At 36.9% G+C, this 17996-nt stretch carries 15 protein-coding genes, 1 other RNA gene and 1 riboswitch; of the genes, 10 read left to right on the top strand and 6 right to left on the bottom strand.

The window, feature by feature from the left end; translation table 11 throughout:
• Nucleotides 1-23: 23 nt before the first annotated feature.
• Nucleotides 24-1826 carry a translational GTPase TypA gene (gene typA, locus ACH2AZ_RS09890; protein WP_394907724.1) on the bottom strand — a complete coding sequence of 601 codons (1803 nt, stop codon included), beginning with the start codon at nt 1824-1826 and terminating at the stop codon, nt 24-26.
• 319 nt (nt 1827-2145) lie between these two features.
• Here typA and kdsA point away from each other — a divergent pair, with 319 nt between their 5' ends.
• Nucleotides 2146-2964: a 3-deoxy-8-phosphooctulonate synthase gene (kdsA, locus tag ACH2AZ_RS09885; protein ID WP_394907723.1), complete on the top strand. Its 819-nt coding sequence runs from the start codon at nt 2146-2148 to the stop codon at nt 2962-2964.
• Between the two features lie 382 nt (nt 2965-3346).
• Here kdsA and ACH2AZ_RS09880 read toward each other — a convergent pair whose 3' ends face one another.
• Nucleotides 3347-4108 (bottom strand): endonuclease/exonuclease/phosphatase family protein, encoded by a 762-nt coding sequence (locus ACH2AZ_RS09880; protein ID WP_394907722.1) that lies wholly within the window; start codon nt 4106-4108, stop codon nt 3347-3349.
• Nucleotides 4109-4205: 97 nt separating this feature from the next.
• Nucleotides 4206-5408 (bottom strand): NAD(P)-dependent oxidoreductase, encoded by a 1203-nt coding sequence (locus ACH2AZ_RS09875; protein WP_394907721.1) that lies wholly within the window; start codon nt 5406-5408, stop codon nt 4206-4208.
• A 329-nt stretch (nt 5409-5737) separates the two neighbouring features.
• Here ACH2AZ_RS09875 and ssrA point away from each other — a divergent pair.
• Nucleotides 5738-6137, top strand: a transfer-messenger RNA (tmRNA) gene (gene ssrA, locus ACH2AZ_RS09870).
• Between the two features lie 239 nt (nt 6138-6376).
• On the opposite strand, the gene ACH2AZ_RS09865 is transcribed toward ssrA, so the two are convergent.
• From ACH2AZ_RS09865 to pnuC, 3 genes are all read right to left on the bottom strand, one after another.
• Nucleotides 6377-6970 carry a hypothetical protein gene (locus ACH2AZ_RS09865; RefSeq protein ID WP_394907720.1) on the bottom strand — a complete coding sequence of 198 codons (594 nt, stop codon included), beginning with the start codon at nt 6968-6970 and terminating at the stop codon, nt 6377-6379.
• Nucleotides 6971-7652: 682 nt separating this feature from the next.
• Nucleotides 7653-8681 (bottom strand): acyl-CoA dehydrogenase, encoded by a 1029-nt coding sequence (locus ACH2AZ_RS09860; RefSeq protein WP_394907719.1) that lies wholly within the window; start codon nt 8679-8681, stop codon nt 7653-7655.
• A complete protein-coding gene (gene pnuC, locus ACH2AZ_RS09855) occupies nt 8641-9252 on the bottom strand; it encodes a nicotinamide riboside transporter PnuC (RefSeq protein ID WP_394907718.1) in 612 nt (203 codons plus the stop codon). The genes ACH2AZ_RS09860 and pnuC overlap by 41 nt, the downstream gene beginning before the upstream one ends.
• Before the next feature lie 51 nt (nt 9253-9303).
• Nucleotides 9304-9409: riboswitch (TPP riboswitch) on the bottom strand.
• Nucleotides 9410-9581: 172 nt separating this feature from the next.
• Between pnuC and ACH2AZ_RS09850 the strand changes: the two genes are divergently transcribed.
• From ACH2AZ_RS09850 to ACH2AZ_RS09815, 8 genes are all read left to right on the top strand, one after another.
• The gene (locus tag ACH2AZ_RS09850; RefSeq protein ID WP_394907717.1) at nt 9582-11033 is read left to right on the top strand and encodes a sodium:solute symporter; all 1452 of its coding nucleotides are present in this window, start codon (nt 9582-9584) and stop codon (nt 11031-11033) included.
• Nucleotides 11034-11150: 117 nt separating this feature from the next.
• Complete coding sequence (locus ACH2AZ_RS09845; RefSeq protein ID WP_379043251.1) at nt 11151-11288, top strand: hypothetical protein; 138 nt, start codon at nt 11151-11153, stop codon at nt 11286-11288.
• A gap of 103 nt (nt 11289-11391) precedes the next feature.
• Nucleotides 11392-12024 carry a flavin reductase family protein gene (locus ACH2AZ_RS09840; RefSeq protein WP_394907716.1) on the top strand — a complete coding sequence of 211 codons (633 nt, stop codon included), beginning with the start codon at nt 11392-11394 and terminating at the stop codon, nt 12022-12024.
• Nucleotides 11996-12157: a DUF2256 domain-containing protein gene (locus ACH2AZ_RS09835; protein WP_394907715.1), complete on the top strand. Its 162-nt coding sequence runs from the start codon at nt 11996-11998 to the stop codon at nt 12155-12157. The genes ACH2AZ_RS09840 and ACH2AZ_RS09835 overlap by 29 nt, the downstream gene beginning before the upstream one ends.
• Nucleotides 12127-13443 (top strand): DASH family cryptochrome, encoded by a 1317-nt coding sequence (locus ACH2AZ_RS09830; protein WP_394907714.1) that lies wholly within the window; start codon nt 12127-12129, stop codon nt 13441-13443. Before ACH2AZ_RS09835 ends, ACH2AZ_RS09830 begins: the two co-directional genes overlap by 31 nt.
• Nucleotides 13440-14975 carry a cryptochrome/photolyase family protein gene (locus ACH2AZ_RS09825; protein WP_394907713.1) on the top strand — a complete coding sequence of 512 codons (1536 nt, stop codon included), beginning with the start codon at nt 13440-13442 and terminating at the stop codon, nt 14973-14975. The genes ACH2AZ_RS09830 and ACH2AZ_RS09825 overlap by 4 nt, the downstream gene beginning before the upstream one ends.
• Nucleotides 14976-15123: 148 nt before the next feature.
• Nucleotides 15124-15840 (top strand): LytR/AlgR family response regulator transcription factor, encoded by a 717-nt coding sequence (locus ACH2AZ_RS09820; protein WP_379043263.1) that lies wholly within the window; start codon nt 15124-15126, stop codon nt 15838-15840.
• A 34-nt stretch (nt 15841-15874) separates the two neighbouring features.
• Nucleotides 15875-17947, top strand: coding sequence for a tetratricopeptide repeat protein (locus ACH2AZ_RS09815; RefSeq protein ID WP_394907712.1), 2073 nt, complete (start codon nt 15875-15877; stop codon nt 17945-17947).
• The last annotated feature ends 49 nt before the right edge of the window (nt 17948-17996 follow it).

Genomic DNA, 17996 nt, shown 5'->3' with positions numbered 1-17996 from the left:
AAAAACTAAAACAGTTTTTTATTTTAGATTATTTTATTGCGTTTACGTTCGTTCTCGGTTAAGAAAATTTTACGTATTCTAAGATGGTTAGGAGTCACCTCAACATACTCATCTTTTTGAATGTATTCTAAAGCTTCTTCTAAGCTAAATTTAATAGCCGGAACAATTTTAGCTTTATCGTCGGCTCCAGCCGAACGCACATTCGAAAGCTTCTTGGTCTTGGTTACGTTCACCGTCATATCATCTTGACGTGAATTCTCCCCAATCACCTGGCCTTCATAAATATCTTCACCCGGATCTATAAAAAAGCGACCGCGATCTTGTAGTTTATCAATCGAATAAGGAATTGCGGTACCTTTTTCCATAGAAACTAAAGAGCCGTTTAAACGCTGAGGGATGTCTCCTTTAATCGGTTGGTATTCTTTAAAACGGTGTGCCATAATCGCTTCTCCCGCTGTGGCGGTAAGCAATTGGTTACGCAAACCAATAATACCACGAGAAGGAATGATGAACTCACAAACCATACGGTCTCCGCGAGCTTCCATACTAAGCATTTCACCCTTACGCATACTCACCATTTCAACCGCTTTACCAGAAACTTCTTCGGGTAAATCTATGGTCAATTCTTCTACTGGCTCACACTTTACACCGTCTATTTCTTTAATGATTACTTGCGGCTGCCCTATTTGCAATTCATAACCTTCTCTACGCATAGTTTCTATAAGCACAGACAAGTGCAAAACACCCCGACCAAAAACCATAAATTTATCGGCACTATCGGTTTCTTCAACACGCAATGCCAAGTTCTTCTCCAGCTCTTTGGTCAAACGCTCTTTAATGTGCCTTGAGGTTACAAATTTACCGTCTTTACCAAAAAATGGAGAATCATTAATGGTAAACAACATACTCATAGTAGGCTCATCTATGCTAATGGTCTTTAAAGCTTCAGGATTTTCTACATCGGCAACGGTATCACCAATATCAAAGCCTTCTAAACCTACTAGCGCACAAATATCTCCTGCTACAACTTCCTGCACTTTTCTACGGCCCAAGCCCTCAAAAACGTGCAATTCTTTAATTTTAGATTTTTTAATGCTACCATCTCTTTTTACTAGAGAAACCTGCATACTTTCTTTTAAAACACCTCGTTGCAGGCGACCAATGGCGATTCTTCCTGTAAAAGATGAGAAGTCTAAAGAGGTAATCAACATTTGTGGCGTACCTTCTTTATCTACTTTAGGTTCTGGTATATGCTCAATAACCATATCTAAAAGCGGCTCCAAATTTTCGGTTTCATTTTTCCAATCGGTGCTCATCCAGTTGTTTTTAGCCGAACCATAAACCGATGGGAAATCAAGCTGCCACTCTTCTGCCCCCAACTCAAACATCAAATCAAATACTTTCTCATGTACCTCGTCTGGAGTACAGTTTTCTTTATCTACCTTATTGATAACTACACAAGGTTTTAAGCCTAAATCAATTGCTTTTTGCAATACAAAACGCGTTTGCGGCATAGGCCCCTCAAAAGCATCTACCAATAGTAAAACCCCATCGGCCATATTTAAAACTCGCTCTACCTCACCTCCAAAATCGGCGTGACCAGGGGTGTCAATAATATTAATTTTGGTTCCCTTATAAGTAACCGACACGTTTTTTGACGTAATGGTAATACCACGCTCACGCTCAATATCGTTATTATCAAGAATAAGGTCGCCTGTGTTTTCGTTTTCACGGAACAAACGGCAATGGTACATAATCTTATCTACCAAAGTGGTTTTACCGTGGTCAACGTGTGCAATAATTGCAATGTTTCTAATTGAAGTCATATAGTAATTTAAAGGCTGCAAATTTACGCTTAATTTTCTGATATTAAAGCTTTAACCTAAAAATATAACATGAAGTTTAAAGAAACTGACATTTCCTTACATAAACCCTTTATTTTAAACGATTTCTATCCGCTTTAAGCGGAATAATTCACTCATAAATAAAGAAAATGCAATGCCTAAGATTAAAAAACAAACGCTTATTATCGTATAATTACTTGGCTAACGCTCTGTTTACGAAAGTATGCCTGTTGGCTATAATTTTTCTTCAGCGGCAAATCAATTTTAATTTATTCTCTACCTTTGCCTTAAAGTAAATGTTATGAATTTAGAGCAAATACCCCATATTAAACACATAGATGAAGATAATTTTTTCTTACTCGCCGGCCCTTGTGCTATTGAGAGCGAAGAAATGGCGCTGCGTATTGCCGAAAAAGTGGTGAATATTACCGATAAATTAGGAATTCCCTACATTTTTAAAGGCAGTTTTAAAAAAGCCAATCGAAGCCGAATAGATAGTTTTACTGGAATTGGCGACGAAAAGGCTTTAAAGATTTTGCGTAAAGTTGCCGAAACTTTTAAAGTGCCCACCGTAACCGATATTCATGAAGTTAGCGATGCAAAACTAGCCGCCGAATATGTAGATGTACTGCAAATACCTGCCTTTTTAGTGCGCCAAACCGACTTGGTGGTGGCTGCCGCCGAAACCGGTAAGGTAGTTAACTTAAAAAAAGGACAATTTATGAGTCCAGAAAGCATGCAACACGCGGTCAAAAAAGTTACCGACAGCCACAACGAGCAAGTTATGATAACCGATCGCGGTACTATGTTTGGTTACCAAGATATGATAGTTGATTTTAGAGGTATACCTACTATGCGCCAGTATGCGCCCACAGTGCTAGACGTTACACACTCCTTACAACAACCCAACCAGAGCAGTGGCGTTACCGGTGGCCGACCAGAAATGATTGAAACCATTGCCCGTGCAGGAGTGGTGAATCATGTAGACGGACTTTTTATTGAAACGCATTTTGATCCGGCAAACGCAAAAAGTGATGGCGCGAATATGCTAGATCTTAAGCATCTAGAAAAACTTTTACACAACCTGGTGCAAATTAGAAAATGCGTTAAGGCTTTATAAAAGCTTGACTCTGGCTTTAGTGTAGCATAGATTTTAAGCACTAACTGCTCAACTTTTAAACCTAACCCCAAGAACTTTTTAAATTAAGGTCTTGGGGTTTTGTTTTCAACCTAAAGAGCTTTTCTATAAAAGTTGTACAACTTTCTGTAAAATATTGTACAATTTTTACAAAAATATTGTACAATTTTTGATGGAATATTGTACAATATTTTATTACACTCTCAAAGGCTTGTGTTTATAAGCCCTACAACTTGTCATTAAAAGTTGCTGTAGTTTTCATTAATTAGCTGGCAATTACCCCATAAAATAAATAAAACATAGCCTTGAAGGCTATGTTTTATTTAGTAAAATCTTATGGTTGATAATAAAACTTTGTCTAGCCCTAAGGAAGCATCAAGGCTACGTAAACCGGATAATGATCTGAAGGATACCTTCCTTCATACTGATTATCTAAAACTTGATAACTTTTTACTTCTATCTTTTTAGACACATAAATATAATCTATACGGTATTTATGCGGTATTCGTGAATTAAAATAATTAAAAGTACCCTTTGGCCCGATGGGCGCTGTTTGAGCAACTTTTTTTGCGTCTTTAAAATACTTATCAAAATAAGCAATAGGCGCTGTGGTCTCTTTCGAGTTAAAATCACCTCCTATTATAACAGGGTAGTGTTTTTTATTTATTTCTTCAATCTTTCTTTTGATCAGTTTTAAACTTTCTAATTTGGCTACCTCTCCCACTCTATCGAGATGAGTATTTAGCACATAGAACTTTTTACGGGTTGCCTTATCTTTTAATAATGCATAAGTAGCAATGGTAACTTGTTTGGCATCCCAGCCTTTAGATTCTTGTTCGGGCGTTTCAGACAACCAAAACGTATTGCTTTCTAACAAGGCAAATTTATCTTCATTATAAAAGATAGCGTTATAGCCTCCCCATTTTACATTTTCAACACGTCGATCTCCTACAAAACTAAAATTAGTTAGCGCCTTTTTTATATCTATTATCTGCTGATCTAATGGCTCCTGCAACAAATAGATATCTACGGGCACTTCGTTTAACTGCGTTGTGAGCAATTCTTTTCTGCTCGACCAGCTAATTTCTCCCACACCTTCTTGAGCATACCTAATGTTGTAACTCATGATCTTAAGATTCCTATCTTTTTCGGCTTTGGGCAAACGCTTTAAACCAACGCAAGAAAAAAGAATGCCGGCGCTTAACAGCAAGCATAAAAATGCTCTACTCCCCATTTACATAATCTTTTAAGTAGGCATATCTTGGCGTTAGCTCTCCGTTAGACGTCATTCTAGCCCGTTCTAAGACACCTTCTGGGTCATCATTAAAAAAGTTGGGAATTACATGCTCTAAAAACATATCTCCAAAGCCTTCGCTAGCGTCTTTAGGTAGTTCACAAGGCAAATTATCTACAGCCATTACGCAAATGGCATTTTTTGCATCGTAGGCAACTTCTTCGCCACTGGTTTTATCGTAGCCATAAAACGGATCGGCGATGGTTGAAGCCCTTATGGTACTGGCAATGGGTCCGTTGATATCGCAACTTACATCGGCAATAAGATTTATATTAAAATCTGGCTGTTGAATTTGTTCATGGGTAATCAATTTTGGAGCGCCTTCGCCATAAAAATGACCGGCTATAAAATAGTCGGTTACCCGCGAAAACCGCATAAAATTTGATTCGTATTGTTCAGGATGATTGTAAAAGTCGTATTTATCTAGCACCTTAGCATCTTTGCGTTTGTTATAATCAAGCACATCTAGCAGGGTATACACCGGCTCATCATAGCTTTTGGTTAAGAAATCGTGCACGCTAATCATTTTGATATTTAGGTGTTCTAAAATTTCTTGTGCCCCGTGGGCTACTTTTCCCGATCCTGTTAGCGCTATTTTAATAGGCGGCAATTTTACCTGCTGCAAGTTGGCTACCACAGCATTATAATCGGGTAGGTCTTCTACCTTGGGTAAATTGAACAAATTATCGCGTAATCCTAAAGCTCTAAAGCCATTGTACGCCCCAACAATACCAGCGTAGCGACCAAAACCAATAAGTCTGCTGTTTTGGGTATCGGTAATTACTTCGTGATCATAGAGTTCTATATTTTTCGACAAAATAGCCTGCAATAAGGCCCTATTGTAGGGTTGCTTTTTGATGGTATGCGAGAAGAAAAAATATTTTTTATTGGGTATTAAAGCTTCAACCGGCACTTCCTTTACTCCTAATAACACATCGCAATCGCTCATATCTTGGGTTACCTCGAACCCCAAATTCTTATAGTCTTCGTCTGGAAAAACACGAATAGCCGAAGATTCTACCGCAATTTGGCAGCTGGGAAATTGCTTTTTAAGTTGAGAAAGTTTTTCTGGAGAAAATACCACTCGCCTGTCGGGCGGATTTTTACGTTCTTTTATAATTCCTATTTTCATATTTTCACAAAAATTTTATCGGCAAAAGTTAAAACCACTTCGTCTTTAACAAGCTAGCGGAAGACTTTCGGATTTATTGGGTAAATATATGATTTTATTGTATCTTTGCCAGCCTTATCTATTACAGATATTGTTCTTTTAAACTATTTTGCGTTAGGGATAGCAGCGGCATACTTTTAAAGCTGGTTTGCTTTAAAAGATATAGCGGATAGCCCGCCGCTTTTGCATCAAAAGCGGAACGCCCAGAAGTTTGTATTAAGCTTGTTGCCTAAGTTTTTTCTGCCAAGGGTAAAAAGGGAATAGTTGTTGTTGATAATGGTACTACTATTGGGGTCGATTTGGTTTTGACAGCGAGTCGAATTGAATAGTAAGCACGTCGAGCGCCGGAATATAGCTCGTAAATCTCATGTTTCAGACTTTTTTAAACGGCGAAAATAATTACGCCTTGGCTGCATAATCTGAATCATAGTAAGATTAGCTTAGTCCCTGTAAGACAGGGAGCCGAGATGTCTCGCGAGGGCCTTAATTTACGGCACTTGCATTTGAGGCACCGATAAAGTAAATTTAGGTATTCTGACGCCTTTAAGGAATACCGAAATTGAAAAGGCTAAGGAAAGATTAGGCGGTTTTCTGCCAGATTTTTCTCGAAAATTCAAGTGAAAACTAAGCGTGTAGAAAGCCATTGAATTGCTTGTTTGGACGGGAGTTCGAGTCTCCCCGACTCCACAATAAACCCTCGTAAGCCAGTACTTACGAGGGTTTATAATTTAAGGTGACAATTGAGGTGACAATTTTTAATTAAATTTTATCATAATCATACTTATAATTCAATAATTGAGGCGTAGGCATTTTACCTTCAGGAGCATGATAACTATGAACTGCTCTTCTTATATTTCATATTTCAAAGGTATTAATTGAAATTTAAAATATCACTCCGAACTATTAAGGGACTAAAGTAACGAAGATTATTAAGTTAATTTGAATGTTCTGATATAAAAATTATAATCACCTTTTATATCAATAGTATCACAAGAACTATTTATCATAGTAGCTTGGTAACTGCCTTTAACCGCATAGACAACCTCATTATCGTATTCAGAAATTTTTGATACACTTTGTATATAGTGAACATTATTTGCGCCTTTATCAGGATAGAAAATTCTGTCATTTTCAGAATATAACAAATCTAAATGGTAAGCATAATTGCAATCATTTTCTTGGTTATTGCCATCATGTGCAGTAAATATTTGTGCGTCTAAATAACTTACATGCTCCATATCTTCATCCCAAGCGGGTGCTAATAATTGTATTGAGAAGCTAAATTCGTTTGTTTCTATATATTCCTCTGTTCTATTAATCGTTAAATCTGGTCGACCACTACACAACTGACTAAAATCTATTCCTAAGTAAGCGTAATTTATTTCCTCCTTAAAGTATTCTTCACCATTTCTAGTGATAGAAAAGTAATCACCTGAAATATTAGCATCATCATCCCTAGAACAAGAGGTGAACGCTATCATAATCGCTAAAAAAATAATTGCTAAAAAATTAAATCTTTTCATGGAAATAAAAATTGGTTATTTACTTAAAATTGATAAAATACATAAAGGGTTGCGAAAATAAAAGAATTTCTAAAAAGGTTAAATGTTTCGTATATTTTTAAAGCAATATCATATTGCTTAACATTTTTTTTGTAGAATAAAATCATCAAAAAGTATCTTCTAAAAAGAAGATGTTTTCATATTGTGAATTATGAAAATATTAATGCTAAGACAGTTTATTTGTATTCAAAAGGCTCTTCAAAACCTTTTAGCTTATCACAGGATTGCCAAAGGGTTTCTTCGATTGATTTTGTCTTTTCAATTTTTTTCTTCTTGGCCATAAATGTTATAGAAATTTGCTAAGTACATTATACAAGAAGTCCTATTAAAGCGTTTTAAAGAACTTTGATATGACTTAAGTAGGTGCTTGTTGCAAGTTTTTAGATTATTTTTCTAAAGATAGTAATTGTCTAGAAAGTGTTGACAAAATTCGGGTAATTTATATTAATTCGTTATTTAGAATTCGCTTAAAGTAGCTGATTTCGGTCGGTATTTTTTATATCGGCATTGTATAAAGCTTCTACATTAGCGCCTTATTAATTCAGGGTTTTATTCTATATATCAATTATACCTTTAAAATAGGAGATATAATATAGGCTTTCCCCTTTTTTAGGACACTTCTAAAGTAGATAAATAGTTTATTCTAGCGCTTCTTTGTAAAAATATGATGTTGCGTTGCGGTGAAGTAATCTTTAAATACCTGGTTCAACTCGCTGCCTTCTTTGCTCGCCGAAATACCTAAAAACGGATACAAACCTATAATGGCTTGAGAGATAGCTTGCACAGAATTTACGGCTGCTTGGTGTACCTGCACCACCCATTCTTCCCAACCAAATGTTGAATTACCCAGACGCCTTTCGGTTTGTAGTGCTAAGTCATATATGCGTTTTTCGCTGTCTTCTAGCGTAGCATTTAAAATTTGCCAAGAAGATTCAACCTCCTTATACCTGGCTAAATCTAAAAAATGTTGCGCCATCCCGATGTAATTGACCCATAAAGTAAAATCAGCAAAGACCGAAAACGGAATTTGGTACAAGTCTGCCGTATGTTTTACCTCGTGATAAACAAAACTAAATCTTGGTGCCACACGATAATCTGAAACCTGAAAAGAATGTGTAGCCGTAGCCTTTAACCCCATACTCGACCAGTTAGGAATAATCTTCACCGCTTCTTTAGGCAAAACAAAACTTTTTATTAAGTCGTTTCCGTTGTCATCTTTTACTGGCTTGCCGGCATTCATAATTCGAGCATTTAAAGTAAAATGCGTAAGGTAGGGTGCACCTGTGGCATAATGCCAAGTTCCATTAATACGGTATTGCCCTTCTTCTTGATGCGCTTCGCCAAAGACTCCGCCGCTACCGCCTAGAACAGTGTTTTGTTTTCCCTTAAAAACTTCGGCTGCAGCCTCGTGTGCTAAATTTCCTACAAAAAAATTAGCCCCACTGCACAAGGTGAGCGTCCAACCCAGGCTGCCATCTATTGTTGCTATTGTTTGTAACTTCTTTAAACCTTGGGTTAAAGATAAAGCTTGACCGCCATATTCTTGAGGTACCCAGATATTCCATAAATTTTCTTGCGCCAAGTAGTGCAGCACTTCATTAGAGAAGCTTGTTGCCTCTAAACAGGCGGCTTTAAGTTGTTGCTGGCTGATGCCTTGTAGGTTGGTTTTCATCTTGTATTAATTTTCTCCACTTCAAATATCCTGAAACCCCTACCACAAATAAAAAACCGGTGAGGGCGGCATAGATATAAAGTTCTTTATAAATAAGTAAAGGGATGGTAATGATGTTACTGATGTTTAGAAAAATCCAATTCTCCATTTTACGTTTAGCCATCAACCACATGCCTGCCCAAGCAAAGGCACTGGTGGTTGCATCCCAAATAGGTACATCAGAATCGGTGTAGTTGATTAACCAGAAGCTCATCGCCCCAAAACAAAACAACACAATGCCAAAGCTTTTTATATAATCTAAACGATTGGCATATTGTATGGGTGGCGGATTGTTTTTTTTGCCAAACTGCCAATACAGCCACCCGTAAATACTCATTACTAAATAGTATAAACTCAAAACAATATCGGCATACAACTGGGAGTGGTAATGAATCCAGATACTTAGTAGTATTGAAACAATGCCAAACAGGTAGTTATGTATATAGTTTTGCCTGGCCAGTAAAACTTGAGTAACGCCAAAGCAAGTGCCTAAGATTTGAATAAGGGTAAAATTGTAAAACAGCGAATCCATTTCTTTATAGTTTAACGAAATGGCAAGTGCAGACCAAGCCTTTTGTTTGCAAAAGTAGTCCGTTAAAATCCCTACGCTGGCATTATCCAGATCAGGTTTCGAGGATGACCTCTGGGTATCTTCTCAGCCTATGAAATAAGCACCCCATTTCTTAAAGCAAAAGTAAGCAAAATAATCAGGCGAATACCCCTAAAATTTGATTTTGTTTACCCCTGTTCTGTTTGCGTGAAATCAGAAAATTTCGTCTACTGCCTTAAACTATATTTTGGTTAGATTGCATTCAAAAAAAAAAGAAATAATCTCGTACTTTCGACCACAAAATGAACGCAATGGACAGTCATGAACTAAGTGTGATCTTTTTAGTGATTTATGTGGTATTAATCGCCGGAATTGGCATTTATTATAGCAAGAGCAAAAACAATGAAGATTACTTTCTGGCTTCGCGCAAATTACCCGCGTGGTTACTGGCCGTCACTTTCATTGCCAGTTGGTGGGGCGGCGGCTCGGCGATAGATTTGGTAGATCACGCGCATAAAAACGGACTCAATTCTTTTTGGATTTATGGAGTACCCGTTTTATTGGCAACGAGCTTGATGTATGTTTTTTCAAAAGGTATTAGGAACTTAGGGCATTTGTCGCAACCCCAATTGATGCAAGCCCGTTATGACCGAAGGACCGGATTACTACTTAGTATTTTTATACTGCTTTTTATGCTTATTGCTGCCGCCATACAAGTAATTGTCATCGGTAAATTTTTTGAAGCTTTCTTTGCTATAAGTTATGAAAGCGGAGCCCTTTTAGGTACAGGTATTGTACTCTTATATTCGCTCTTCGGCGGATTTAAAGGAGTAGTGGTAACCGATTTACTCCAATTTGTTTTTTTCTTACTGGCGGGAATTTTTCTATTTTATTTTACTTATACCACATCTGGCGGAATGCAAGCCGTACAACAACAAGCGCTGCTTCAACAAAAAACCGGATTCACCTCCTTTTTTCATAAGGTTCCTGACCAATTGGCCTACGTGATTACCTTTGGTACCTCGTGGATGATACAAGCCAACGTTTGGCAAAGAATTTCGGCCGCCAAAACCGGTAGCGACGCCAAAAGAATGATGCTGTACAGTTTTATTGCATTCATTCCCTTGTACTTTATGGTAACCTATACCGGAATGTTTGCCAGTGTCTTTTATGAAGATTTACCGTCAAGCGGAATTGTACCCACTATGGTTGCGCAAATAGAGCAACCTATGCTAAGCGCTTTGATTTTTGTAGGCTTGAGTGCTGCCATTATGTCGACTATGGATTCACTGCTCAATACCGGTGCTATGGCCCTAAGTGTAGATATTTATCAAAACCACCTGAAATCCCATTCGAGCAATAAAGAGAAAATCTTGGTCGCCCGCGTAGCTACCCTACTTATGGCTGCAATTGCCTTATTTATAGCACTAAAAATAAAATCAGTATTAAAAGTATCTTGGATAGGTTCAGATTTTTTAACCAGCGGCGCATTTGTGCCTTTGGTTATGGGCTTTTTATGGTATAAAGGAAGCAGCCAAGCCGCCTTTTACACCATGCTGTACGGTCTAGCATTCTCAAGTTACCATTTTGCTATTGCCCTAGGAGCCGATTTACCCCTGGCTTGGGAAGTAGCTTCTACAGAGCAAGCACTAATAGGCATTGGAGGAGCTTTTATTTTATATGTAAGTTTAAGTTATTGTACTTCTTCAGATTATAATCAAAACAAGGCTTTCATTCGTAAAGCAAGTATTTTAAAGAAATAATAGCAATAAATTATACTTAATCAATTTATTTAGCTAAATTTAAACCTACTTAACAAAATTTTAATTTTTTATTAAAATGTTTCTGCAAAAATAAACCTAATTTTAAAGAAAAAAGAAATGGGACGAATTGAAGAGAAACATAGAAAGAGAAAAGAACAAGATCAGCCGTTAGATTCATTTGGTAATCGAAAGCGAGAGAACAATGAGGTAGATTTTGATGAGGAAACTATAAAAGACCAAAAAAACAAAAAGTAGTTTAATTTTAAGTTTAGTTGTTGGAAAAGGGCAGTTGTTTTAGCTGTCTTTTTTTTGCCAAAAGCTTACTTTTGTTTAACGTAATAATAAAATTATTAAACATATGTATTTTTCACGAACACAAATCAAAGCTATGGACCAGCGCTACCGTGCTAATTTTATCAATAGCTTAAGCGGATATAAATCGGCTAATTTGATTGGTACACGATCGCAAGATGGAATTGAAAATCTCGCTATTTTCAGCTCTGTAATTCATTTAGGCAGTCATCCGCCCTTGTTGGGATTTATCCTACGGCCTACTTCTGCAATTCGCAACACCTGGGATAATCTTAACCGCACTGGGGTTTTTAGTGTTAATCACGTGAACGAATCGATATACCAACAAGCTCATCATACCTCAGCGCGCTATAGTGGTGAGGTATCAGAATTTGAGAAAAGTGGCCTTACTCCAGTCTATAAAAACGATTTTGAAGCTCCATTTGTAGCAGAAGCACCGGTACAAATAGCTTGTAAAATGAAAAATCATTACTTTATAGAAGAGAATAAATGCCGATTAATTGTTGGGGAGATTTTAGGCGTTTATAGCGAAACCTCGCCAGAAGAAGATGGTTTTTTAGGATTAGCACAACAAAAAACGGTATGCATAAATGGTCTAGATGCTTATGCCCTACCTCATCTTCTAACACGCTTGGCCTACGCCAAACCCGATGTACCCACCAAAAGTATTTATGAATAAGAAACATCTTCCTGTAAAGATTTGCGTGACTTGCCAGCGTCCATTCACTTGGCGTAAAAAATGGCAACGCGATTGGGAACATGTAAAATATTGTAGCCAAAGATGCAGACAAAACAAAAAGACAGCGCCCTAGTTTGGTTTAGAAACGACCTGCGCGTTACCGATCAAAAAAGCTTATACACGGCTTGCAAAAAACACCCACAAGTATATGCGGTTTATTGCTTTGATCCTCGCCATTATGCTACCACCGCCTATGGTTTTAAAAAAACAGAGAAGTTTAGAGCGCAATTTCTTATAGAGAGTGTAAAGCAATTAAAACAGAACTTAAAGACTAAACTAGGCATAGACTTATTGGTTTTTAAGGCAAAACCCGAAGATAAAATACCCCAACTGGTCGAACAATTTAATATTACCGATCTCTATTCTCAAAAAGAATGGACAGAAGAAGAGTTTTTGGTTTATAGTAAAATTAAAAGTCGATGCGGCTTATTAAAAGCGCATTCCTTTTTTGACCAAATGCTATATCACCCGAAAGACATCCCCTTTAGTTTTAATCAAATACCCGAAGTCTTTACCGCATTTAGAAAAAAAGTAGAAAAAGAAGCCAAGGTAAGGGCTTGCCTACCGCTACCGCAAAAAAACTACCATCAGACACTTAGTAAACATTCAGAAGCTATCCCCACTTTAGAAGAACTAGGACTACATTCTTTTGAACCCGATTCTCGTACAGCTTTCCCTTTTAAGGGAGGAGAACAAGAGGCTTCTAAAAGAATACAGGATTATTTTTGGAAAACCCAAAAGTTGAGCGTTTATAAAAAAACGAGAAACGGACTATTGGGTGCAGATTACAGTTCTAAGCTATCGGCTTGGCTGGCTAACGGTTGTATATCGGCTAGGCAAATTTACTGGGAAGTCAAAAAATATGAAGAAGAAATCATAAAAAACGAAAGCACCTATTGGTTAATTTTTGAGTTGCTATGGCGAGACTTCTTCAAATACATTTCACTCAAGCACGGAAATGCTATTTTTAAGCAATCAGGAATCCGTAAAGAAAAACTAAACTGGCATAATAACCCACAAGTATTTGAACAATGGCGACAAGGTAAAACAGCCGAACCCTTTGTAAATGCTAATATGCTTGAGCTTGCCCAAACAGGTTTTATGAGCAATAGGGGTAGGCAAAATATCAACAGTTATTGGGCTAAGGAATTAAAACAAGATTGGCGAAAAGGCGCCGCCTACTTAGAAAGTATGCTGGTAGACTATGATGTACACAGCAATTGGGGCAATTGGATGTACAACAGTGGTGTAGGTAATGACCCTCGGGACCGTAAATTTAATATTAAAAGTCAAGCCAACCGATACGATGCCTCGGGTAAATACCAACAGACTTGGCTACAAAACAAACTATTTTCATGAAAACGCTACGCTTAATTTTGGGTGACCAATTGAATTATAAACATTCTTGGTTCTCTACAACCGATGATAACATGCTTTATTTTATGGCCGAAATGAAGCAAGAAACCGATTATGTTAACCATCACATTCAAAAAATTGTAGGCTTTTTTGCTGCCATGCGAAACTTTTCTGAGCATTTAAAAAAGCGTGGTCATAAGCTAGTGTACTATACTCTGACCGATAAAAAGAACAAGCAAGATTTAAGTGCCAACCTTAAAGCTTTAATAGATGAACATGATATAGAATGCTTTGAGTACCTCTTACCAGATGAATATAGATTAGATGAGCAACTTAAAGAACTTACCAATGAGTTAGATATAAAAACTCAAAGCTATGATACCGAACATTTTTTTACTCAACGCCATGATTTAACCGATTTTTTTGAAGGCAAGAAAGAATTGGTAATGGAGTATTTTTATCGTGCTATGCGAAAAAAACATGGTATTTTAATGCAAGACGAAAATGACCCAGAGGGCGGAAAATGGAATTTTGATAAAAGTAATCGGAAAAAGTGGAAAGGCTCTCCAACGATTCCGCACGAAAAAGGATTTAGAAAAGACGTAACCGATATTGTTGAAGCCCTTACCAAAACCGATGTAAAAAGCATAGGAGAGATAGACAAAACACAATTTAATTGGCCCACTTCGCGTGAAGACAGCTTAAAAGTTTTGCGGTATTTCTGCGATGAGCTCTTAGTGCACTTTGGCGATTTTCAAGATGCTATGCATACGCAAGAAAACTATCTCTTTCATTCTAGACTCTCTTTTGCATTAAACACCAAAATGTTATCCCCTAAAGAGGTTATCGATAAAGTTCTAGACACTTATTACGAAGCTGAATACGATATTAATATTTCTCAAGTAGAGGGATTCATACGTCAGATTTTGGGATGGCGCGAATATATGCGTGGGATTTATTGGAAAGAAATGCCAGGATACCGCCGCAGTAATAAACTGGACCACCAAAACCAACTCCCCGATTTTTATTGGACCGGTAAAACAAAAATGAATTGCCTTAGCCACGCCATTTCGCAAAGTCTAGAACTTGCCTATGCGCACCACATTCAACGACTTATGGTTACGGGTAATTTTGCCCTGCTCACTGGTGTGCATCCCAATGAGGTTGATGCTTGGTATCTAGGCATATATATTGATGCGATTGAATGGGTAGAAATGCCAAATACTCGCGGTATGAGTCAGTTTGCCGATGGTGGTATTGTAGCCACAAAACCCTATATCTCTAGCGGTAGTTACATCAATAAAATGAGTAACTATTGTCAAGACTGTCATTATAAGGTAAAGGAAAAAACCGGAGAAAACGCATGTCCATTTAATGCACTTTATTGGAATTTTCTAACTACTCATCGCGAAAAATTAAAAGACAACCAACGTATGAGTATGATGATGAGTATGCTTAATAAAATGGATAAATCTACCTTAGCAGCTCATCAAGAACGTGCTCAGAAAATAATAAATAAACCAGATGATTATTAAACTAAACTCCTCAGGATACCTGAAAATGAACATCTTGAAAATCATCAAGGTATTTTAACCAGATATACGGTTTTTAATCCAAACTATACAATATACCATTATCTAATTCAATTTTTTCGTAAATTAGATAGACTAAATAACCAACAAAATGTTAGAAATTGTATTACTGGATGACGAACTTAAAGCCGTAAAAAGTCTGGAGTGGGAAATCGAAAATTATTGCCAAGGGGTAAATATATTAAAGACTTTCACCAACCCTAACGAGGCGCTTTTGTATCTAAAAAATCATACTCCAGATTGCTTATTCATCGATGTAGAGATGCCCCAGATGGATGGTCTCGAATTCATTAGCAAATTTCAAAGCCGTCAATTTGAAGTAGTTTTTGTAACGGCATATAGTCAATATGCCATAAAGGCCATAAAAGAAAGTGCTTTTGATTACCTGCTAAAGCCTATTGATACAGATGATTTGGTTTCTACTATCAATCGGTTAAAGTATAATAAAGAAAAGCAAAATCCCAGTGATATTTTAGAAGAACGTCTAAACAATCAAAAAAGGGTTGCCATTCCCGTTGATGGAAAATTAGTTTTTATTGAACCACAGCAAATTGCCTATTGTAAAAGTGACGGTAATTATTGTCGTATTTATTTATGCGACGGTAATGAATTGTTTTTATCAAAAAAGCTAAAAGACATACAATGCCTTCTACCCGACAATCATTTTTTTAGGGTGCATAACAGCTACTTGGTAAATTTAGATCAAGTATGTGAGTTTGTAAAAGCCGAGGCTTATATCGTGCTTAAAAACAACATAAAAATTCCAGTCTCACGCAATAAAAAAGCCGATTTTCTCGATCGGGTATAGGCAGTGATTTATTTGTAATTTAATACAAGATATTTTGTCATCAACAGCTCTCCAAACTTTATCTAATTCTGTAAAGACTCCAAACCTTAAGCTATTATGCTTTATATGGATGAATATTTTGGTGAGCTTTAGTATTGGTCGAGCGCAAAATATGGATACAGAGCTTTTTGTTCGAGCACCAGACAGCACCCAGGTACTCACTCTTATAAATCGTTCACGTGAATTGCATAAAAAAAAGCAACAAGACAGTTTAGAATTTGCCTTGGCACAGCAAGCCATACTTTTAGCTGAGCAACTAAACGATACCCTTTTAATGGCTCGAGCAAATGACAATCTAGGCTTGCTCTACCGCTACCATAAAAATTATTCTACCGCTTTTGCTTACCATCAACGAGCTTATGAGTGGATAGAAAATAAATCAGTTGACAAACTTTACAAGATGATTTTTGCCAACAATGCAGGAGTAGCTAGTCGATACAACCAGAAATATGCTACGGCAGTAGATTTTTATATGAAAGCCCTGCAGCTGGCCGAGGAGGAAGAAGACTTAAGAAATATAGCCATTGCAAGTAACGGGATTGGCAATGCTTTGAGTCAAATCCCGGGAAAACAAAAAGAAGCCTTGGCTTACTTCAACCGTTCTTTAAAAGCCGAACAACAACGCGGTAATAAGCTGGGTACAGCCATGAATTATTTATCGATTGCTGATTATCATATCGAAACTGAAAATTATGTTTTAGCCAAATCTTACCTTAACCGCTTACTGCGTATCAATCAAGAAATGAACAGCGTTTTTGGATTGGCTATCGCTTATGAGTATTTGGGGCTAACCTATCTTAAGGAAAACAAAAATCTTACTCAAGCAGTGATTTACTATAAAAAAGCGCTTGCGGGTTATGTTCAACTTGAAAACAGCCATAAAGAAGCAGAAGTACTGCATCAATTAGGGCATACTTTTTTAAATAGAAAAAATTACACCCAAGCCAGTAATTATATACAACAATCGCAAAAATTGGCCACGACAAACAAGCAAACCGCTGTTTTGCAAGGTAATCATGAGCTATTGGCGCAATTGCACGAAGAACAAAACAAATTTGCCGATGCCTTGAAACACTATAAATGGGCGCAAGCTTACGCCGATAGTTTAAAAATACATGAGCAAAATGTTAAAATAGATGCCCTGACCAAACAGTATAACTTGGCTAAAAAGGAAAATGAAATTGCGCTATTAAAAAAAGATAAAGCCCTGCAAGCTGTTAAACTGGCTAATCAAAATGAATTGCTTGCTAGGCGTAACCTCATCAGTTTTTTTCTAGGGATTAGTCTGCTTTTTATACTTATTATTTTGTATTTGCAATACCGTAATTACAAAGAAAGAAAAACCACCAATGCCAGAATTAATCAAGAAGAGAAAGAAAAACTAAATGCAATTTACGAACGTAATTTAGCTCAAGCCGAAATACTAGTTACGCGGTTAAGGGTAAATCCGCATTTTTTATTCAATAGTTTAAACGCTATCACTTATTTAATTCAAATCAAGCAAAATGAAAAAGCAATAAAGTACCTAAAATTATTCAGCAGGTATACCCGTATGGTTCTCGAAACTTCAAAACAACACGTTATTTCATTACCCGAAGAACTTAAACTGGCCAACTACTACCTACAACTAGAAGAAAATCGCTTTGAACAAGACTTAGAAATCCTGTTTATTGGTGACAATAATCCAGAAATTCAAGAAGTTAAGATACCACCGCTTTTGTTACAGCCTTTTTTAGAAAATGCTATTTGGCATGGCTTAATGCTCAGTGATAAAAAAAAGAAAAAAATAAGTGTAAACATCAATCACAACACAACAAAAACCAGCATAAGTATTACCGATAACGGAATAGGTCGTCAACCCAAACCCAGTTCACAGAAAAAACACAAAAGTATGGGCGTTTCTATCATTAAAGAACGAATAGAATTATATAACAAATCCTTTCAAGGGGAAATCACTTATAAGATAGTCGATTTGAAAGATGAACAACAAGCACCGCAAGGCACCCAAGTTATTTTAAGCATTTATCCGCAAAAGAAAACTGAAAAGAATATCGCTTTCGCGGAATAAAATTCGAACGAAGCCTCTCAGCTACTAAAAATCTTACTTACTTTTGCAC

The organism is uncultured Mesonia sp., from assembly GCA_947499595.1.
In the GTDB taxonomy this organism is placed as follows: Bacteria; Bacteroidota; Bacteroidia; order Flavobacteriales; family Flavobacteriaceae; genus Mesonia; species Mesonia sediminis.
Note: the sequence above shows the minus strand (reverse complement) of the source record. Positions and strands in the feature narration are given on the sequence as shown.